15 protein-coding genes are annotated in these 20,861 nt (G+C 67.5%); 8 read left to right on the plus strand and 7 right to left on the minus strand.

Going from position 1 to position 20,861, the window contains the following annotated elements:
- Window positions 1–187 precede the first annotated feature (187 nt).
- From IBX22_RS12905 to IBX22_RS12930, 6 genes are all read left to right on the plus strand, one after another.
- Window positions 188–1,297 (plus strand): TauD/TfdA family dioxygenase, encoded by a 1,110-nt coding sequence (locus tag IBX22_RS12905; RefSeq protein WP_194815823.1) that lies wholly within the window; start codon window positions 188–190, stop codon window positions 1,295–1,297.
- On the plus strand, window positions 1,269–2,279 hold the full coding sequence (locus tag IBX22_RS12910) for an ornithine cyclodeaminase family protein (RefSeq protein ID WP_194815824.1): 1,011 nt from the start codon (window positions 1,269–1,271) through the stop codon (window positions 2,277–2,279). The genes IBX22_RS12905 and IBX22_RS12910 overlap by 29 nt, the downstream gene beginning before the upstream one ends.
- Complete coding sequence (locus IBX22_RS38285; RefSeq protein ID WP_309234595.1) at window positions 2,270–6,010, plus strand: hypothetical protein; 3,741 nt, start codon at window positions 2,270–2,272, stop codon at window positions 6,008–6,010. Before IBX22_RS12910 ends, IBX22_RS38285 begins: the two co-directional genes overlap by 10 nt.
- 50 nt (window positions 6,011–6,060) lie before the next feature.
- Window positions 6,061–7,095, plus strand: coding sequence for a PLP-dependent cysteine synthase family protein (locus tag IBX22_RS12920; RefSeq protein WP_194815825.1), 1,035 nt, complete (start codon window positions 6,061–6,063; stop codon window positions 7,093–7,095).
- Window positions 7,096–7,189: 94 nt separating this feature from the next.
- Window positions 7,190–8,593 carry an MATE family efflux transporter gene (locus IBX22_RS12925; protein ID WP_194815826.1) on the plus strand — a complete coding sequence of 468 codons (1,404 nt, stop codon included), beginning with the start codon at window positions 7,190–7,192 and terminating at the stop codon, window positions 8,591–8,593.
- A gap of 145 nt (window positions 8,594–8,738) precedes the next feature.
- Entirely contained in the window at window positions 8,739–9,542 is an 804-nt protein-coding gene (locus IBX22_RS12930) for an enoyl-CoA hydratase (RefSeq protein ID WP_194815827.1), read from the plus strand.
- Window positions 9,543–9,611: 69 nt separating this feature from the next.
- Here IBX22_RS12930 and IBX22_RS12935 read toward each other — a convergent pair whose 3' ends face one another.
- Complete coding sequence (locus tag IBX22_RS12935; protein WP_194815828.1) at window positions 9,612–10,187, minus strand: TerD family protein; 576 nt, start codon at window positions 10,185–10,187, stop codon at window positions 9,612–9,614.
- Between the two features lie 72 nt (window positions 10,188–10,259).
- On the minus strand, window positions 10,260–10,757 hold the full coding sequence (locus IBX22_RS12940; RefSeq protein ID WP_194815829.1) for a hypothetical protein: 498 nt from the start codon (window positions 10,755–10,757) through the stop codon (window positions 10,260–10,262).
- A 542-nt stretch (window positions 10,758–11,299) separates the two neighbouring features.
- On the opposite strand from IBX22_RS12940, the gene IBX22_RS12945 reads away from it, so the two are divergent.
- The gene (locus tag IBX22_RS12945; RefSeq protein ID WP_194815830.1) at window positions 11,300–12,805 is read left to right on the plus strand and encodes a stealth family protein; all 1,506 of its coding nucleotides are present in this window, start codon (window positions 11,300–11,302) and stop codon (window positions 12,803–12,805) included.
- On the opposite strand, the gene IBX22_RS12950 is transcribed toward IBX22_RS12945, so the two are convergent.
- Both IBX22_RS12950 and IBX22_RS12955 read right to left on the minus strand, forming a co-directional pair.
- Window positions 12,714–13,706 carry a phosphodiesterase gene (locus IBX22_RS12950; protein ID WP_194815831.1) on the minus strand — a complete coding sequence of 331 codons (993 nt, stop codon included), beginning with the start codon at window positions 13,704–13,706 and terminating at the stop codon, window positions 12,714–12,716. The two genes, IBX22_RS12945 and IBX22_RS12950, sit on opposite strands and share 92 nt — an antisense overlap.
- 138 nt (window positions 13,707–13,844) lie before the next feature.
- Window positions 13,845–14,936: a glycerol dehydrogenase gene (locus IBX22_RS12955; RefSeq protein ID WP_194815832.1), complete on the minus strand. Its 1,092-nt coding sequence runs from the start codon at window positions 14,934–14,936 to the stop codon at window positions 13,845–13,847.
- Window positions 14,937–15,064: 128 nt separating this feature from the next.
- Here IBX22_RS12955 and IBX22_RS38290 point away from each other — a divergent pair, with 128 nt between their 5' ends.
- Window positions 15,065–15,871 carry an MOSC N-terminal beta barrel domain-containing protein gene (locus tag IBX22_RS38290; protein WP_194815833.1) on the plus strand — a complete coding sequence of 269 codons (807 nt, stop codon included), beginning with the start codon at window positions 15,065–15,067 and terminating at the stop codon, window positions 15,869–15,871.
- Here IBX22_RS38290 and IBX22_RS38535 read toward each other — a convergent pair.
- The 3 genes from IBX22_RS38535 to mfd all read right to left on the minus strand — a co-directional run bounded on the left by IBX22_RS38535 (window position 15,868) and on the right by mfd (window position 20,600).
- The gene (locus IBX22_RS38535; protein WP_375540262.1) at window positions 15,868–16,233 is read right to left on the minus strand and encodes an SEC-C metal-binding domain-containing protein; all 366 of its coding nucleotides are present in this window, start codon (window positions 16,231–16,233) and stop codon (window positions 15,868–15,870) included. The genes IBX22_RS38290 and IBX22_RS38535 overlap by 4 nt on opposite strands.
- A 12-nt stretch (window positions 16,234–16,245) precedes the next feature.
- Window positions 16,246–16,878, minus strand: a complete 633-nt coding sequence (locus IBX22_RS12970) for a MazG family protein (RefSeq protein WP_228538939.1) — start codon at window positions 16,876–16,878, stop codon at window positions 16,246–16,248.
- Window positions 16,879–16,979: 101 nt separating this feature from the next.
- Complete coding sequence (mfd, locus tag IBX22_RS12975; RefSeq protein ID WP_194815835.1) at window positions 16,980–20,600, minus strand: transcription-repair coupling factor; 3,621 nt, start codon at window positions 20,598–20,600, stop codon at window positions 16,980–16,982.
- Window positions 20,601–20,861 lie beyond the last annotated feature (261 nt).

Genomic DNA, 20,861 nt, shown 5'->3' on the forward strand with positions numbered 1-20,861 from the left:
CCAGAGTTTCCGCTGCTCACGTGCCGCGCTGGACTGACAGCCCCGGTGCGTTCTACTCTCTCATGCGTATTCGCTATTTTTCCCGACTCGCTTAGGTAAGCCTTGCTTAAGGCGGCGCGAGGTACTAGCTTCGCAGTGCGACACGTCTTAACCCGCCTTTCGACTGATGCGAAGAAGGGACCTCTAGGTGAAAAGCGTTCTCTCCGAACGTAAGACGCTTCACCCGCAGGACATCGAACGACGCGAGCTCCCGCCCGAGGCCGGGCACGCGGTGCGTGCGCTCGCACGTGAGATCTGCACCACATTGGCCGCGCAACCGGGCGGAGTCGGCCGGGCGCTGACCAATCCGGCGCTGGCCGAGCACATCGACCGCCGAGCCACCGAATTGCCCGGCGCCGTACGCGAAACCATGCGCGCGCCGGCCACCACCGCCGGCGCCACCATCGTCAGCGGCCTGCCGCTGTCCGACGACGAGCTCGGGCCGACCCCGCACAGCTGGCGGGACGCGGTGCGCTGGAGCGAACTCGACATCGTGATGTTGCTGCTGGCCCGTTGTGCGGGTGAGCCTTTCGGCTGGGCCGGCCAGCAGGACGGGCGCCTGGTCAACAACATTCTGCCGACGCCGGGCCACGAGGACGAACAGTCCGGCGCGAGCAGCAAGACGCTGCTGTGCCCGCACACCGAGGACGCCTTCCACCCGCAGCGCGCGAACCTGCTGATGCTGGGGTGCCTGCGCAACCCCGACATGGTCGGGACCACCGTCTCCTCGGTACGGCGGGTCGAGCTCAGCGCCGACGAGTACCGGCTGCTCGAAGCGCCGACGCTGCCGATCCTGCCGGATGTGTCCTACGGCAGCGATCACGAACGCCACACCGCGTCGCCGCTGCCCACCGTCTGGTCCGAAACACCGGGCAGCACAGCCGATCTCACGCTGCGCTACGACCCCGCCTACACCCCGCTCGACGACGCCGGCCCGGACTTCCGCCAGGCCTACGCGCGGCTGACCGCCGAGCTGGAACGCGTCTGCGTCACCGCCGCCCTGCGCCCCGGCGAACTGCTGCTGGTGGACAACGATGTCGCCGTGCACGGCCGCGTACCCTTCACCGCGCGTTACGACGGCACCGACCGCTGGCTCAAGCGGGTCAACATCCGCCTGCCGGAACGGCGGCGCCGGGCCGCCGAAGCCGACGAGAATGGGTACGGCCAGCGGATTGTCGCCCCATTCGCTGCGCGAACGGACGTGGTGGCGGGATCAGGTTGGGACCGAGATGATCGAGGAACCGTTGAACACTCGTGATCGTGCGACGCCATTGCGCGTGCTGAGCCGTACCGATCTGGCCGACGTACCCATCACGCCCGCCGACGTGGTGCGGGCGGTGGAGGACGCGTATCTGGCCTTCGCCGAAGGACTTTCGGACAATCCTCGCAAACTGAGCGTGGCGAATCCGGACGGCTGGTCGGTGGCCTACGCGATGCTCGGCCGGGACGGCCGCCGGCGGGTCGTGGCCATGAAGACGTCCTACAAGTTCGACCCCGGCCACGACCGCAGCACCAAGCGCTACTACACGACCATCACCCTCTACGACGACACCACCGGTGCGCCGATCGCGATGATGGACTGTGCCCGCGTGGGCGCCCTGCGTACCCCGGCCGTGTCCGCGCTGCTGGTGCGCGAGACCATGCGCCGCGGCGCGGAGAGCGTGCTGCTCATCGGCACCGGCACCCAGGGCCGCAACGCCCTGCCGCACTTGCTCGCCGCCAATCCCGGCCTGCGCAAGTTGATGCTCTTCGGCACCCATCCGGAGGGCATCGACGCGGTGCACCGGCAGCTGGCCGAACACCATCCGCACGCACTGCTGGAAACGGTCACCGATGCGCGCGCGGCCGCCGCGCAAGCCGACGTGGTGCTCGCGACCGCGGGCCCCGGCACCGAGGTCGCACTCGAATCCGCCGACCTCGCACCGGGCAGCACCGTGGTCCTCGTGGGCTACGGCCTGGCCCCCTCCACCTTGATCGAAGCCGACCGTGTCGTCGCCACCAGCGCCGAGCAAATGCAGCTGACCGGCACCGACATGGCGGGCCCGGACGGCAGGCTGCGGACGGTGGACGCGGAACTGCCCCAAATATTGTCCCGCCGTGCCATGGCGCGCCGCAGCGACGAAGAGAAGATCTTCGTCTACAACTCTGGACTCGTGCTCACCGATATCGCTGTCGCGCACGCCCTCGCCGAGCGTGCGATCGCCGAAGGACGAGGCACGGAGGTGCCCCTGTGGGATTAGACTCCACCGCCGAACTCACCGAAGGCCTGTTCGACACCGACGACCTGGCGCTGTTCGACATGGGATCCGCCCCTGCCCCCACCCCGGCCGCCCACGACCCCCGAATCCCCACCCCAGCCCCCGACGGCCCCGCCGACCCCACCCCCCGGCCGCCGGACCCCGACCCCCGCGACCCGTCCCCAGCCGACCCGAACCCCCGCATCCCCGATCCCCCGGACCCACACGTCCCCAACCCCGAACCAGACCCCCGCGTCTCCACATCCGAGGCAACTGCTCCGGATGTGCCGACCAGCGGAGCGCAAGTCGATGACCTTTCGGACGCCGATGGTGCTCGCCCCGACCGCAAGAAGCGCAAGCCCCGCAAACGTCCCTCGCCGCCCGCACCAGCCGAAACAGCGGCCCCCGAACCGGTTTCCGCCGAATCCACGGCCGCCGACACGAAGCCGGGCGACGTGGCCGCCACAGTTTCCGAGTCGGTCGAGACCGGCTCCACGGAGACAGTTCCCGCCAACACAGCGACTGTCGGCGCAGCACTGAACGATGGCGTTGCACCTCTTGCCGTGTCGGCCGACCTCGCACCGGTCGACGATCCGCTGAACGAATTCTGCGCTGACGAAATTACGCCGAAGCTCACGACCGATGCGGTGGCCGACGAGGCGGACGAGTGCGGCTTGGACGATGCGGCAGCGAACAACGACCTGACGGCTGACGCGGTAACCGACGAAACAGCTTCGCAGGCGGCGATTCCCAGCGGCGCTGATCGCGTCCTGGCGGCGAACGACTTCGAGGCGACCACCGGGGAGCCGCTCGACGCCGCTGCGACCGACAATCCGCTGAACGAATTCAGCGCAAGCAAACTCGCCTCGGAACCCCTCGCTGATGCAATTACCGACGACATGGATGAGGTCAGCGTCGACGCCGCCGCGCTGGCAGCTGCAGCCTCAGACGAGTCAGATTCGCAGGCAACGCTTCTGGATGGCACAGGCAATGGCTCCGCGACTGCAGACGTGAATAGGGCATGCCTCGACGGAGCTGCCGAGCCCGCCGCGGCCTACGAATCAGATTCGCAGATAGCGGTTCTGAAAGACACCGACGAGCCCGGTGCTATCGAGGATTCACCGGAGGCCGTCGAGGCGACCGCCGAAGTACCCGTCGACATCGCTGCGACCGACGAACCGCTGAACGAATTCAGCACCGGCCGAGTCGCGCAGGAGTTGGCTGCTGATGCGTTCAGCGCCAACGGGGACAAGGTCGGCCTCGACGACGCCGCGCTGGATGAATTGGCAGCTACGGCGGCTGCCTACGAATCAGATTCTCAGATAGCGGTTCTGGGTGACACCGACGAGCCCAGTGCTATTGAGCGTTCACCGGAGGACGTCGAGGCGACCGCCGCAGAGCCGGTCGGTATCGCTGCGACCGACGAAGTGCTGAATGAATTCAGCGCTGGCCGAGTCGCGCGCGAGCTGCATGCCGATTCGATCAGCGCCAATGTGTACGAGGTCGGCCTTGACGACGCCGCGCTGGACGAATTGGCAGCTACGGCGGCTGCCTATGAATCAGATTCGCAGGCAGCAGTTCTGGGCGATGCGGGCGATGACACCACAACAAGGGCCGCGGAGGAGGGTGCCACAGCGACCATCGATGAGCCGGTCGGCATTACTGCGATCAACGAACCGCTGAATGTCTTCAGCGGCGGAGTCGATTCGGAGCCCCCTGCTGAGGCGCACGAACACGGGTCGCGAGCAGCGGTGCTGGGGCAGGCGAACGATGGTCCCGTGACGGCCGCCGAGCGAGAGGAAGGCCTGGCGACGATCGGCGCGCCGGTCGACATCGCTCTGACCAGCTACGCGCCGGAAAGCCGTGGTGTAGGCGAAGACTCGCCGGAAACGCCTTCTGCAGCAGCGATCACCGAGGCCGAGGCTCAGCTCGTCAGGCCCGAGGCTGGGGCTGAGCTCGCCGACACCGACACCGGCGCCGATGGCGATGGCGATGGCAAGCAAACTGCTAATGCTGCTGCGGCCGAATCCTCATCGGTGACTGCGCTGCGGGCCACCCCGTTCCTAGAAGCCGTCGGCCGTGCGGACAAGGGCGAAGATGTCGGCGGGGTGGATGCGGACGACGGGGATGCGTCCGTGGCATTAGCCAACCCCGAAGTGGCTGTGCGAGAGACTGGCTCGCCGATGCGTGCGTCCGCGGAGCCACCCGCTCAGCGCGGCGCCAGGTGGGAACGACGGGTCCACGCCGAGCAGACCAAGGCCCTCGTGGGCTCGAGTTTCTCCGGCGATGGCCTCTCGGCTGCTTCTGGTGAAGAGCCTCGTCTGGAGAGCGCCGCCCTCGTCGAGTCGACCGTCGAATCGGTCCCCCCGGAATCGGCGGTGGCGGAGCGGCATTCGCCGAGCATCACCGCGTTGCCCCTGCCCGCACACCGCGATGCGTGGGAGCAGCGGGTCCTCGATGACCAGCACCTGCTCGACGACATCGCGTTTGCGGTGGGTGGTCCGTTCCATCTCATGTATCCGCAGCGGATCGCGCGCAATATCCAGGGTTTCCGGGATGTGTTCGTGGATGCGGGTGTGGATGGTGCGATCTACTACGGCAAGAAGGCGAACAAGGCGGGCTGTGTGGCGCGCGCCTGTGCTGAAAACGGCACGGGTATCGATGTTTCCAGTGTTGGCGAGTTGGCTGCCGCGCTGGCGCAGGGTGTGCGTGGCAACGAGTTGATGGTGACCGGGCCGGCCAAGTCGGATGATCTGCTGTGGCTGGCGGTGCGGCACGGGGCGCTGATCGCGCTCGACGCGCTCGATGAGCTGGAGCGGCTGGGACGGATTGCGTCCGCCGCGGCGCCCGCGCGGGTGTTGTTGCGGGTGCTGCCGTCCGGGTCGACCAGCCGATTCGGTCTGTCCGACAAGGAGATCAGTGCGGCGATGTCGGTGATCGGCGCTGCGGGGCCGGTCGGGTTGGAGCCGATCCAGTTGGAGGGCTTCAGTTTTCACCTCACGGGCTATGACGCGGTGGCTCGGGCCGAGCAAGCCGAGGCGCTCATCGATCACTGCTTGGCCGCGCGGGAACTCGGTCACCCCGTCTCCACCATCTCCATCGGTGGCGGTTTCGGCGTGGACTATGTGCCGGAGCAGGCCTGGACCGAGTTCACCGAGGGCGTGAACCGCGACTGGTTCCACTCCGGCAAGAGCTTCGAGTCGTTCTATCCGTATCACTTCCCGGCTCCCGGACCCGCCATGCTGTCCGCGATTCTGGAGCACGGCGGCCTCGGTGAACGGCTGCGCGACAACGACATCCGGCTGGCCATCGAACCCGGCCGGGCGCTGCTGGACGGCGCGGGCAGCACCGTGTTCCGCGTGCAGGGCGGCAAATCCCGGCAAGCGGACGGGCAGCCGTATCAGCTGCTGACCGTGGACGGCACCAGCCTGAGCTTGTCCGAGCAGTGGTTCGACAGCGAGTTCCTGCCGGATCCGGTGCTGTGGCCGCACCGCCCGGGTGAGCCGGCACCGGCTGCCGTCGGCGCGGCCACCTGTCTGGAGTCGGACATGCTCAGCTGGCGGCGTATCCCGCTGCCGCGCCGGGCGGAGGTGGGCGATCTGCTCATCTACCCGAATACCGCGGGCTACCAAATGGATTCGAACGAGTCCGCCTTCCACGACCTGCCGATTCCGCCGAAGGTCGTGCTGCACGACGCACCCGGGGACCGCTTCCGCTGGACGCTCGATTCCTGAGCGACCCCGTTCCACCGCACCAACCGCAGACCCTTGATGAGGAGACACCCATGCCGCTCGTCACGCGCGTGACGGATCTGATCGGCCGCACCCCACTGTTCGAACTGGCCAGAACCGACACCGGCACCCGGCTGCTGCTGAAACTGGAGCAGTTCAATCCGACGGGTGCGGCGAAGATCCGGATGGCCCGGGCCATGGTGGACGATGCCGAGCGGCGCGGTTTGCTGTCGGTTGGCGGGCATATCATCGAGTCGACGTCCGGTAACACCGGGCTCGGCCTTGCGGTAGTTGCTGCCGAACGTGGGTATCGCTTTACTGCAGTGGTCGATCATCACGCCTGTAAGGACAAGTTGCGAGCGATGCGAGCGATGGGTGCGGAACTGGTCTTCGTCGCCGACGAGGACGACGACAACCTGGCCACCTCGGCCCGGGAAGACCTGGCCGAGGCGATGGCGGCCGGGCTGCCCGACGCCTTTTTCACCGAGCAGCACAACAACGACGCCAACGCGGTCGGGTACTACCCCGTGGCCGAGGAATTGCTGGCGGACGTGGAGCGGGTCGACATCCTGCTCTCCGCGGTGGGTACCGGGGGTTCGCTGTTCGGCACCGCTACGCGGCTGCGCGAGCTCGGCTGTACTCCGCACGTGATCGGCGTCGAACCGGTCGGCTCCATCGCGTTCGGCGGGCCGGGCGGGCGGTACTGGCAGTCGGGCACCGGCACGCCGCCGGGCGCTACCATCGGGACCGCCGTCGACTATTCGCTGCTCGACGAGGGCGTGAAGGTCTCGGACGTGGCGGCCTTCGCCACCGCCCGGGCCGTCGCTTCGAAACTCGGTCTGATGATCGGCGGCTCCGCGGGCGGTTCGGTGCACGCCGGGCTCACCCGCCTGGCGGAGTTCCCGCCCGGCTCGACCGTGGTCACCATCGTCTGCGACGGCGGCGAGAAGTATCTGGACACCGTCTTCGACGACGACTGGATGAACGACCGCGACCTGCTCGACGCCACCACCGAGCGCGAGGTGCTGGAACTGCTGGACCGCTACGCCCCCGCCACCCACGCCGACCAGTTGGTGGATGCGCGATGATCAATCGGACCAGCCCCCTCTGCGCTCCCCGCACAGCCGCTGGAGCGGGGGCCGTGCACGCACTGCACGCGGCCAGGTACTCGGGGCGTGCTCGATGATCCTGTCGCAGTACCGCGCGGACTCCAAGCGCCTGACCGCGCTGGCGACGCCGATCGCGCTGACTCAGCTGGCGCAGATCGCGGTGTCGACCACCAACATCGCTCTGATGGGCACGCTCGGTGTGCGTCAGGTCGCGGCGGGCGGGCTGGCGCTGGTGTTGTTCAACCAGATCCGCACCATGTGCGTCGGGTTGATCACGGGCACCGGCAACCGGATCGCCGCCGAGGTCAGTGCGGCGGGTAAGAACGGCGGCACGGCCGACCGCGCGGTGCGCGATGTGGTGCGATCCAGCTTCCTGATCGCCACCATCGCCGGCATTCTCGGCGGCGTACTCCTCATCGGCCTCGGCTGGTCGCTGCACTGGCTCGGGCAGGATGCCGGCGTGCTCGCCGACGCGCGCCCGCTGATGGTGGCGCTCGCACCGGGCCTGCTGCCGTGCCTGTGGTTCCAGGTGCTGCGGCAGTACACCGTCGGCATGCAGCGCCCGCAAGCGCTGCTGATGGTGACGCTCGGATCGGTCGCGCTGAATCTCGTGCTCGCGCTCGCGTTCATGCATGGCTGGGCCGGGCTGCCCGCGCTCGGCCTCACCGGTGTCGGTGTCGCCACCTCGCTGGTCTACCTGATCACCTTCGCCGTCTTCTGGGCGATGGTGCGCTACGACGACGAGCTCGGCGCGACCCTCGCGGTCCGCCCCTGGCCGGTGCGGTGGCCCGCGGTCCGCGACGAGTTGAAGCTCGGCACCCCGATCGCGCTGACCTACGGTTCCGAAGCAGGCATGTTCTCGGTGCTCGCGCTGGTCATGGGCAGTATCGGCCCGGCCGCGCTGGCCGCGCACAACGTCGTCTACCAGATCATCTACATCGTCTTCCAGGTCGCGATCGGCCTGTCCCACGGTGCGTCGATCCTGGTGAGCACGGCCGTGGCCCGCGACGAATACCCGCACGCGAAAGCGATTGCCTGGCTGGCACTGCGGCATGCGGCGGTCGTCGCGGCGGTCACCGGTGCGGCCTACATCCTGATCCCGAACCTGGTACTGCGCCCGTTCCTGGAGCCCGGCGACACCCACACCCTCGATATCGCCCGCGCCCTGCTGTTGATCGGCATCGTCCTGCAGTTCTTCGACGCCGCGCAGAACATCGGCACCGGCCTGCTCCGCGGTCTCGGGGCGACCAACGCCGGGTTCCGGCTCTCGCTGGTCGGCTACTGGATGGTGGGCCTGCCGAGTGCGCTGCTGTTCGCGTTCCCGCTGGGCCTCGGAGCGGCGGGCGTCTGGTGGGGTCTTACGGCGGGTCTGGCCACCACGGCCGTCCTGATGCTCCGCCGCTACTTCGCGCTGCTCGAGGCGAAGGAACCTGTCCAGCCGGAACTGATTCGCGAAACCTTGCCCAGCCCGAGCTGATTCAAGTCCTGCGGCGGCAGCCGCCTGTCCCCAGGGCGAAACCGGCTGCCCGTCCGCGGAATTCCCGAACCGTTCGCGAATCGTCGCGCGGCGGGCGCCTTCTCGCGTAGGTTCTAGAACAGGTTTCATTTCTGGAGGAGTTCGCATGTCGTTCGTGATCGTCGAGAAGCCGCGTCCGGGGATCGCGCTGATCACCCTGAATCGCCCGGAACGCATGAACGCCATGGCATTCGACGTGATGGTGCCGCTGCGCGAGACGCTGCAGGCGGTCGCCGCCGACAACGACGTGCGCGCGGTTGTGCTCACCGGCGCGGGCGAGGGCTTCTGCTCCGGCGCGGATCTCCAGCATTCCGGGGCCATCCCAGGCGTGTCCGGGCTGACCCGCACCAGCATCGCGCGCCGTTCCATGGACCTGTTCAACGACGTCATGCTCGCCCTGCGACGCATGCATCAGCCGGTCATCGCCGCCATCAACGGCGCGGCGATCGGCGGCGGTTTCTGCCTCAGCGTCGGCACGGACATCCGAATTGCCGCCGAGGGCGCCTACTTCCGCGCCGCCGGCATCAACAACGGCCTGACCTCGGCCGAACTCGGCTTCAGCTACCTGCTCCCCCGCGCCATCGGCTCCTCGCGCGCCTTCGAGATCATGCTCTCCGGACGCGATGTCGACGCCGCCGAAGCCGAGCGCATCGGCCTGGTCTCCCGCGTAGTCCCCGCCGACAAGCTCCTGGAAACCAGCTACGACCTGGCCGATCAAATCCTGCGCTACAGCCGCGTCGGCACCGAACTGACAAAGCGCATGCTCTGGAGCGGCATGGAAGCAGGCAGCTTCGAATCCCACATGCAACACGAAGGCATGGCCCAGCTCTACGTCCGCCTCACCACCGACAACTTCGACGAAGCCATGCGCGCCCGCAAGGATCGCCGCCCGCCGATCTACGAGGACTAACCAAAGCGGGACATGGCCGAGGCAATTCCCGAGAGGAATCCCCGCTCATGTCCCACTTATCGGCGCCGGCTACACGCTCACGCCGTAGTCGCGGGCGATGCCGCCGAGGCCGGAGGCGTAGCCCTGGCCGATGGCGCGGAATTTCCACTCCCCGCCGTGCCGGTAGAGCTCGCCGAAGACCATGGCGGTTTCGGTGGACGCGTCTTCGGAGAGGTCGTAGCGGGCGAGTTCGGCGCCGTTGCTGCGGTCGACGACCCGGATGAACGCGTTGCGGATCTGGCCGAAGGACTGGCCGCGCGCGTCCGCGTCATGGATGGAGACCGGGAAGAAGATGTTGGTGATCGTCGGCGGTACCGCGGCGAGGTTGACGTTGATCACCTCGTCGTCGCCTTCACCCTCGCCGGTGAGGTTGTCACCGGTGTGCTCGATGCTGCCGTCCGGCGACTTCAAGTTGTTGTAGAAGATGAAGTGTTGATCGGACAGCACTTTCAGGTTCGCACCGGTCGCGAGGGCGCTGGCATCGAGGTCGTAGTCGGCCCCGGTGGTGGTGCGCACATCCCAGCCGAGCCCAACCGCGACGTCGGTGAGGTTCGGCGCCTGCTTCGACAGTGAAACATTGCCGCCTTTGGCGAGTGTGACGGACATGATCCCCTTCCATTCGGCGCATCCGCGCCGCCTTCCATCCTGATTATTACCGCTGTCCCGGAGTTTGTCGGCTCAGTTCCGGGTGTCTGCCCATTGACGCAAGGTCGCCACCCGGCCCTGCAGCGCCACCAATTCGGTGTCGTCCAGCACGTTGCGCTGAATCCCTTGGGCCACAGCGAAAGCCGATTGCCGATGATCGTCGATCACCTCGACGTCGAGTTGGACGACCACGTAGTCCGGCGCTCCCGGCATCTCCTCGGCGATCACCTTCGCCTTGCCGCGCGCGCACAACGCGACGTTGCCGCCGCCCAGGATCAGCAGCGCGATATCGGGGGCCTTACGCAGCCGCGACAGCGAACCGCGGTCGAACTTGAGGCTGAGCAGAATGCGCCGGTCGCCGGCTCGGACCGGCCAGGAGACCGGGATCGCGTGCGGAGCGGGATCGGTGGTCACGAGCACCGCGATGGTGTCGCGCGGCCACTCCGGTAAGACGTCGAGCTCGGGGTGTTCCATGGCCGACCCATCAGTCGAGTGGTCTTGACGTTGCGCGGGAGTCGCTCCTGCTGCCATCTTCGTCACCTCACGAAATCGTTGCTCCGGGTCGTACTGCAGCCAGTCTAAAGCGCTGTGGCCCTTGCTCGCTGGTGTGCCTGATCTTTCGGCGAGGTGCTCTGACCAGGCAAGCCTTGCCTATTTCGGCAACGGCCGTCCTGTCCGGGACAGCACATTGACGGACAGGCAAACTAAGGGCATCATTTGTATCAACCCTGTGTTCACCAGGAATTCTTCTTTTTTGCCGGCCGATGATTGTCCGGCCCTGCGTGCGCTGTCGCCACGCTCGGCCGCCTGCCGTGCGCTGCAGCAGTACACGCCCATGACGCCTCGGCGTCCAGTGCTCGAGTGAGGTGAGAACGACATGGTCAACCTGCCGTCCAAATATCGGCCCAACGATGCGTTCCTGCCTTACGGCACTGTTCCGCATCCCTGACTTCAACCGCGCCGGACACGGCCGCCCGCGAACCGACGCCACAGGTGTCGGCAGGGCCGTCGTCTGATTCTGGCGCGGTGCCCCGGGGAGATGGCAATCGACATATGAACGAGCGGAGAAACCAATGATGGATATGGGAGCAGTGAACCCGGGAATGCTGGCCGGAGCCGCGCTGACGGCCGGGAACCTGACGGCCTCGGAGGCGATGATCGAGGACTTGGCCTACCTGCGGTCGGAACTGGCGGCGGCCGAGGTGCCGTTCCTGCTGATCCGGGACAGCGGGCACCGGCTCGGCCTGGCCACCGACGCCGCGCATCACGCCATGGTGCGGCGGGTGACCGCGAACGCCGTGGCCGCCGGATTCTCCTGTATCGAACTGGCACACAATGTTTTCCGCATCGGCCGCGATCACGACCCGGCCCATCATGTGGAGCTGGAGCTGTGGGAGTACCACGGCGACACCGTCGAGTGCCCCCGTCCGAACGCGCTGACCCGCAACGTTTTCGACCTCGCCGACGTGGACTACACGCAGGTGCGGTTGTTCGACCGGGTCTGGCCGACCTTGGACGGCATGTTCGCACCGCAGCCGAGCGATGTCGGTTTCGATGTCGACATCGTGTTCTCCTGGGTGGACGGCTCCGACCCGGAGTTCCGGGCGCGGCGCGCGGGCATGCTGGCCCAGGTGGTGGTCGGTGAGGGCGACGACGCCGACGCCCGCATTCGCCAGATCGATGAGCTGAAGTTCGCGCTGCGGTCGGTGCACAAGAACGCGCCCTGGATCCGGCGCATCTTCATCGCCACGGATTCCGCTGTCCCGGAATGGCTTTCGGATCACCCGAAAGTCACGGTGGTGCGAGCGCTGGACCACTTCAGTGACACCAGCGGCCTGCCGATCTTCAATTCCCATGCGGTGGAATGCCAGCTGCAGCACATCGACAGCTTGTCCGAGCACTTCCTGTATTCCAACGACGACATGTTCTTCGCCCGGCCGGTGCGTCCGTCGATGTTCTTCACCCCGGCGGGGATCAGCCGGTTCATCGAGGCGGACACCCGCATCGGCCCGGGCCGGAACCATGAGCGCCGCAGCGGTTTCGAGAACGCGGCCCGGGTGAATCGCGCGCTGCTGGCGGACCGGTTCGGTCACGTCATCACGCGACACCTGGAACACACCCCGGTTCCGTTGCGCCGCAGCGTGCTACACGAGATGGAGCAGACGTTCGACGCCGACTTCGCCCGCACCCGGACCAGCCGCTTCCGCGCCGCCACCGACATCTCGGTCACCAACTCGCTGTATCACTACTACGCGCTGCTCACCGGGCGCGCGGTGCCGCAGGAGCTGGCGCGGATGCGCTACGTCGACACCACCAGCCAGGCCGGGCTGGAACTGCTCGACGGTCTGGCCCGCGACCGCGACGTCGACTTCTTCTGCCTCAACGACGGCAGCTTCCCTGAGATTTCCGAAGCGCTACGGACGCAACGGGTTTCGGATTTCCTGGCAGGTTACTTCCCGGATCCGGCGCCGTGGGAACGCCGCGTGATCAGTGCACCGGCTCGTCATCCGGTTCCCCTGAGGGCAACCGGGGAAGCTCATGGGCTGGGTCGGGCACAGTCGACTGCCGGCGCCGCATAAACAGTGGGATACGGGCCGCGGGCGGGATGACGATGCCTGCCTCGGCCAGCCGCGCCGCCGTCTGCTCGGGCGTGGCGGGAGCGCCGACGGTGACGCCTTTGTCGATCGGGACGACCGAATGCACCACGGTTTCCGGATAGACGTGCACCAGGTTGAACGCCTGCGCACCGTCGCGGCCGCGCTGACCGCCGTCGGCGACGCCGAGATCCTGGGTGTAGCAGGTGGCCGACGCGACCGAGACGGGGATGCCCGCGAAGGTGGCGGAGGTGGAGTAATGCAGGTGACCGGCGAGGATCGTGCGCACGTCGCTACCGTCCAGCACATCGGCGAGGCGGCGCTGCTCGCGTAATTCGACGGTTACCGCGAGGTCCATCACGCACGGGACCGGCGGGTGGTGCATGGCCAGGATGGTGCCGAACGGGGCGGGTTCGGCGAGCACCGATCGCAGCCAAGCGAGCTGCTCGTCGGAAATCTCGCCATAGTGGTGCCCCGGCACCGAGGTGTCCAGCGCGATGATGCGCAGCCCGTCGATCATGTGCACCCGGTCCAGCGGGGCCGCCGAGGGGCGCTCGTGCAGCAGCTTGCGGCGCAGCGTCCCGCGATCGTCGTGGTTGCCCTGCACCCACACGATCGGGGCTCCGACGTGCCGCGCGAACGGTTCCACGATCGCCCGCAGCTTGTCGTAGGCGGCGGGCTCACCCTTGTCGGTGAGATCGCCGGTGAACACGATGGCGGTCGGCCGGATATGCGTGGCGGCCGCCTGCTCGAGGACTTCGCGCAGGCGCTGTTCCGCGTCGACGGCACCGTATAGATCGCCGTCACCGGCGATCAGATGGGTGTCGCTGAAGTGGAACAACACATGATTCGGTCGCGGGTGCTCCGCGACTCTGCTGATGTGCACCGGACCGAGGTCCCTCCCGGCGGATTTGCCCGCCATTGGCTTCGGGTTCCACCGCCAGAATAGCGAAGGCCCATTTACAGGGTTCCCGACACACGGTGACGGCAAGCTTGCGGGACGGTGAGAGTTCGGTGTCGGCGCTCAGGCGCGGCCGAGGGCGTCGGCGGCGCGCAGGGCATCGAGGAGCAGCGGCGGGGTTACTTCGAAAGGCTCGTTGTGGATGGTTTCGCCGGGTGCCGTGGCGCGGGTTGCGATGGCGGCGAGGGTTTCTCGATCCGCGTGGCCCAGGCCCAGGTCGGCGAGGGTGACAGGTAGTCCCACCGAGGTGCAGAAGGCGAGCACGGTGGAGACTTCCGCGGCCGGGGCGCCCTCCAGGACCAATTGCGTGAGGACACCGAAGGCCACCTTCTCGCCGTGCAGGAAGGGGCGGGTTTCCGGGGCCGCGGTGAGCCCGTTGTGCACGGCGTGGGCGGCCGCTAATCCGGATGATTCGAAGCCGAGGCCGGAAAGCAGCGTATTGGCCTCCACGATGCGTTCCAATGCCGGTGTGACGGTGTGGGTTTCGACCGCCGTGAGCGCATCGACGCCGTCTTCGAGCAACGTTCGATAGCAGAGTTCGGCGAGTGCGCCGGCGCTGCGGGTGGAGGCGCCGCCACGCATGTTGCGCACGTGCCCGGCGATGCAGGTGCGGGCTTCGAACCAGGTGGCCAGCGCGTCACCCATGCCCGAGGTGAGCAGACGCGCGGGCGCTTCGACGACCGCCGAGGTATCCACCAGGACCAGCGCGGGATTGCGCGGCACCAGCTTGTACTGCTCGAATTCGCCCGCGTCGGTGTAGATCACCGACAGCGCGCTGCACGGCGCGTCGCTGGAGGCCGTGGTGGGGCAGCTGATCATCGGCAGTTCCAGATCCGCGGCGGCGGCTCGTGCGGCATCGATCACTTTTCCGCCGCCCGCACCTAGGATTGCCGCGCTGCCATGCTCTTGGGCGACGGCGGTGATCCGCGCGATCTCGCTACGGCTGCATTCACCGTCGAGCCGATGCACGGTGTAGGCGATCTTCGCGCCGGTCAGTGACTGATCCCACTTCTCCGCCAGCAGCCGGAACGCGCTCTTACCCGCCACGATCAGCAGCGGCCCCGAGATCCCGAGTCGTTCCAGCTCGCTGCCGAGCGCCGCCGTCGCGTCGCGGCCCTGCACGTAATGCCCCGGCGCGGAAAACACACTCAGCATCTGGCACCTCCCGATCCTCGGGCACCAACCACCGAATCCAGACATCAGCGGTTACGCGGCGGCCGATTCCGTTCCACGACCACGCTACGCGCCGGGCTCGAGAAGTCGCGCGCGGTTACGCTGATCCGGTGGCTACCGTCTCCGAGCTCTGGCTCTACCCGATCAAAGGCTGCGCGGGCAGCCCGCTGACGCACGCAGAGATCCTGCCGACCGGTGTGGCGCACGACCGCGCGTTCATGTTCGTCCGCCCCGACGGCCTGTTCCGCAGCCAGCGCGGCACCCCGAAACTCTCGGTGATCCGCCCCGAATTGGCTTGCGACGGCGCGAAACTCACGCTTTCCGCCCTGGACCACGAAACCCACACCCTGGACGTCCGCCCGGACGGTCCGCGCCTGACCGTCAACGTGCACAACACCTGGGAAGGCGAGAGCGTCGACCAGGGCGACGAGGTAGCCGCATGGGCGAGCGACCTCCTCGAAGAAGATGTCCGCCTGGTCCGCATCCCGCCGGACCACCACCGCGCCGTCGACGACTGGCACGGCGACATCACCTTCACCGACTCCACCCCACTCCACCTGACCTCGGACTCGTCACTGGCCGACCTGAACACCCGCATCCTGGAGAACGGCGGCACCCCGGTCCCGATGGAACGTTTCCGCCCCAACATCGTGATGACCGGCTGGCCCGACCCCTACTTCGAAGACACCATCCGCGACTTCACCCTCGGCGACACCCACCTGCGCTGGGTGAAACCGGACGTCCGCTGCCAGGTCACCGTCGTCGACCAGCCCACCGGCAAGCGGGCGGGCCCCGAACCCCTCCGCACGCTCGCCGGCTACCGCCGCGACCCCGGCGGGGGCGTCACCTTCGGCATCAAAGTGGCCGTAAACGCCCCCGGCACAATCACTCTCGGCGACGAGATCGTCGTGCACTAACTTCCGGAGCGGACGCCTGGGTCCCGCTTTGTGCATGCCAGACGACGGGTGATCAGTCGCGGTAGTAGTAGTGGCCGAGGGTGTCGTCGTAGCGCCCACCGGGCCGACAACACTTGCTGAAACCGCCGCCCGGAACCGCACGGGCAGGGATCTTTGCCACCGAGCTTCTCGATGAGCTCTTTATCGACGCCGACCGTGCGCGACCCGCGTTTGACCCGCGTCTCGCTAAGGGAACCCCCTACGCCGCTTGCTGGTCCGCTCGAAACGGCACCTGGAAATCGTCGGGGCGCATGATGCCCTCCTCGGTAGATCGAATACGACCGCGCGAAGGTAGCAGCCGTGGCAGCGCAGCGGCATCTGATTTCCGGAGTGCGTCAGCTGGGCCAGTACTGGCGCCAATCGGCGGGTGCGAGTGCTTCGCGGGTGCCGCGGGCGGATTCGGCGGTGTCTTCGGCGATGCGGATGGTGGTTGCGAAGGCGAGGGTTGCTTTGCGGAGGCGTTCCTCGGCGCTGTCGGGGCCGCCCAGGTGGACTACCCGCAGGGCCTTGGGGATCAGATCTTCGGGTAAACCCGCTTTAGTGCTGCGGGCGATGATTTTCTCTGCCAGGGCGAGTGCCGGTTGGGCCATGGCGATGCCGTCGAGGCAGGAGCGGCGGGACTTCTCCGTGGATTTGCGTTCCTCCCAGGCTGCTTCCTGGGCGGCGATCTTCACTTCCAGGGGGGCGTCCGGGTCTATCGGGGTGCCCGACAGTTGGGGGCTGCGGTTGACGAGTTTGGCGACCAGGACGGCGGCTACGTCGTCGACGGTGAATTCGCCTGCGGCCTGGGCGATTCTGGAGTGGAACAGCACCTGCAACAGCAGGTCGCCGAGTTCTTCCTTGATGGTGTCTGCGTCGTTGTGCTGGATGGCGTCGAGGAGTTCGTAGGTTTCCTCGAGCAGGTAGGGGCGCAGGGAGTCGTGGGTTTGGGTGACTTCCCAGCCGCCGAAGTTCCACAGCCGGTCCATCACCTCGACGGCGCCGGCGAGGCCGCGGGCGACTACGGCGGTGTCGGTGCCGGCGGCCGCGTTGCGGGCGGCGCGCAGGACGGATTCGTCGCGGTCGGTGCTCATCGGGCCGCCGTGGCTTCGGTGGCGACGGTGAGATCGACTGCGCCCTGGGCTTTTCCGTCCAGCGCCAGCAGCAGATCGGCGACGAATTGCATCAGCTGGATGTCGCGCACCCGGTCCGCGCCGACGCTGTCCTCGGTTCGCGGCAACGGCAGCGAGACGACACCGCTGGCCGCCTTGTAGTTCGCGCTCGGGTAGAGCCGCTTCAACCGCAACTGCTTGGAGTCGGGCATGTTCAGCAATGGCGAGATCTTCAAGGTGGTTCCGGTGACCGCAATTTCGGTGACGCTGTATTCGCGGGCCAGCAGGCGCAGCTTCGCCACCGACACCAGGCGGCCGACCTCCACGGGCAGCGGGCCGTAGCGGTCGATGAGTTCCTCGATGACAGCGGCCAGGGCCGAATCGTCTTGGGCGGAGGCGAGTTTGCGGTAAGCCTCCAGGCGCAGGCGGTCGCTGGCGATGTAGTCGGGCGGGATGTGCGCGTCGACCGGCAGATCGATGCGGACCTCCTTGACTTCCTCGCTGGTGGTGATCGGCTTGCCGTCGGCGGCGGCGCGGTAGGCCTCCACCGCCTCACCGACCAGCCGCACATAGAGGTCGAAGCCGACGCCGGCGACGTGACCGGACTGTTCGGCGCCGAGCACGTTTCCGGCGCCGCGAATTTCGAGGTCCTTCATCGCGACCGCCATGCCCGCGCCGAGATCGGAGTTCTGCGAGATGGTGGCAAGGCGGTCGTAGGCGGTTTCGGTGAGCGGCTTCTCCGGCGGGTACAGGAAGTAGGCGTAACCGCGCTCCCGGCTGCGCCCGACCCGGCCACGCAGCTGGTGCAGCTGCGAAAGACCCAGCGCGTCAGCGCGTTCCACGATCAGCGTGTTCGCGTTGGAGATGTCCAAGCCGGTCTCGATGATGGTGGTACACACCAGCACGTCGAATTCGCGCTCCCAGAAGCCCTGCACGGTCTGCTCGAGGGTGTCCTCGTTCATCTGACCGTGCGCGATCGCCACCCGCGCCTCGGGCACCAGCTCGCGAATCCGCTTGGCGGCCTTGTCGATCGAGGACACCCGGTTGTGCACGTAGAACACCTGGCCGTCGCGCAGCAGTTCGCGGCGAATGGCGGCGGTGACCTGCTTGTCGTTGTAGGCGCCGACGTAGGTGAGCACCGGATGGCGCTCCTCGGGCGGAGTGAGGATGGTCGACATCTCGCGGATGCCGGCCAGGCTCATCTCCAGGGTGCGCGGAATCGGCGTGGCGGACATGGTCAGCACGTCCACGTGCGTCCGCAGCGCCTTGATGTGCTCTTTGTGCTCGACACCGAAGCGCTGCTCCTCGTCGACCACGACCAGGCCGAGATCCTTCCAGCGGATACCGGTCTGCAGCAGCCGGTGCGTGCCGACCACGATGTCGACCGAACCGTCGGCCATACCCGCCATCACCTCGCGCGCGTCGGCGGGATCGGTGAAGCGGGACAGGCCCTTCACGGTGACCGGGAACCCGGCGACGCGATCGGTGAAGGTCTGCAGATGCTGTTGCGCCAGCAGGGTTGTCGGCACCAGGACCACGACCTGCTTGCCGTCCTGCACCGCCTTGAACGCGGCGCGCACCGCGATCTCGGTCTTGCCGTATCCGACGTCACCACACACCACGCGGTCCATCGGGACCGCCTTCTCCATATCCGATTTCACCTCGGCGATGGCGGTCATCTGGTCGACGGTCTCGGTGAAGACGAACGCGTCTTCCATCTCCTGTTGCCACGGCGTATCCGGGCCGAAGGCATGCCCGGGCGCGGCCTGCCGGGCCGCGTAGAGCTGCACCAGCTCGCCCGCGATCTCGCGAACCGCCTTGCGCGCCTTACGTTTCGTGTTCGCCCAGTCCGAGCCGCCGAGCTTGGACAGGCTCGGCAGCTCGCCGCCCACATACCGGGAGAGCTGATCCAGCGATTCCATCGGCACGAACAGCCGGTCCCCCGGCTGGCCGCGCTTACTGGGCGCGTATTCGATAACCAGGTATTCGCGACGCGCCCCGCCGACGGTGCGTTCGATCATCTCCACGAAGCGGCCGATGCCGTGCTGATCGTGCACCACCATGTCACCCGCGCTGAGCGCGAGCGGGTCGACCTGGTTGCGCCGTTTGGCAGGCATCCGCTTGCCGTCACCGGGCGCGGTGACCCGATTACCGGTGAGATCGGATTCGGCGACAACCACCAGACCGGCATCGGTGAACACCAGGCCGTCGTGCAGTGAACCGCACAGCACGCCGACCACTCCGACGGCAGGTTCGGCGCCGGGCCGCAAAGCCCCAGCGGGCACGTCGGCATCGGCCAGCCGTTCCAGAATGCGTTGCGCCGTACCGTGTCCCGCGACAACGACCACCGCGCGGCCACCGGTCGCCACATGCGCGCGCAGCGACGCGAAGATGGTCGCGACGAGCTCGGCGGAGCCACGGGCGGAGGTTCCGCCGGCGACCGGCAGCACCACCTCGGCGGGGTCCCCGGATTCCAGCGGGCTCAGCGTCCACCAGGGCAGACCGTGCTGATCGGCGCTCTCGTGGATCTCCGGCAGCGCCCGATACCCGGAGGCGGCGAGATCGAGCCCGTGCCCACCCAGCGGCGCCGCACCACCGAAAGACGCTGCGGTCCAAGAGGCTTCGAGAAACTCCTCACCGGTGCGCACCAGGTCGGCGGCACGCGTACGAACCTTCTCCGGATCGCACAGCAGCAAATGCGTCCCCTCGGGCAGCACCTCGGTCAGCAACCGCAGTTCGCCGGGCTGCAACACCGGCAGCAACGCCTCCATACCCTCGACCGGAATACCCTCGGAGAGCTTGTCCAGCATCTCCACCAGCGCGGCATCGGCCGCATTGAGCTTGGCGACCTCGGCCGCCCGGTCCCGCACGGCCTCGGTCAGCAACAGCTCCCGGCACGGCGTCGCGACCACAACGGGCATGTCCACATCCGACAGCGACCGCTGATCGGCCACCGAGAACGCACGCAACTCGGTGATCTCGTCACCCCAGAACTCCACGCGCACCGGATGATCCGCGGTCGGCGGAAACACATCGAGAATGCCGCCACGCACCGCGAACTCACCACGCTTACCCACCATGTCCACCCGCGTGTACGCGAATTCGACCAGGCGCGTAAGCAATTCGTCGAAGTCGAGCTCCGCACCAACCCGCAGCACCACCGGCTCGATATCACCGAGCCCCGCCGCCATCGGCTGCATCAGCGAGCGCACGGTAGTCACGATCACGCGCAGCGGCTCCGGGAACATCGTGTCCTCAGGATGCGCGAGCCGCCGCAGCACCTCCAGCCGACGCCCCACTGTGTCGGCACCGGGCGACAGCCGCTCATGCGGCAGCGTCTCCCAGGACGGAAACTGCGCCACACTCCCGCCGAGGATCTCCACCAGCTCAACCGTCAGATCATCAGCCTCACGACCCGTCGCCGTGACCACCACCAGCGGCCTCTTCGCCGCGACGGTGGTGGCAACGAACGGCCGCACCGCACTCGGCGCGACCAGCTCCACGGTCGACTTGCCAACCAGCTCGGCAACGGTCCGCAGGGCAGTGTCGGCCCCGGCCACCGCGGCCAGTCCGGCAAGAGGTGGGCGGTGCGTGGACATCAACAACTCCTGAGCTCAGGCGGGCACTTCAAGCGGCCAGACGAGTCTAGTCACCGACGGCGACACCTACTTCTGCGGTGCGGCGACACCTACGTCTGCGATGCCGGCGACACCTTCGTCCGCGGTGCAGCCTTCGGTCACCTCAGGGCGAACGCCGAGCGCAGCGAGGCAAGCCCGAAGCAGTGCGGCACCGGGGAAGCGACGCGCCCCGGTGCCCATCCGAACCAAATCGGCAGGACGAAAGCCGAGCGTCAGCGAGGT

This window comes from Nocardia sp. XZ_19_385 (genome assembly GCF_015355755.1).
Lineage (GTDB): Bacteria > Actinomycetota > Actinomycetes > Mycobacteriales > Mycobacteriaceae > Nocardia.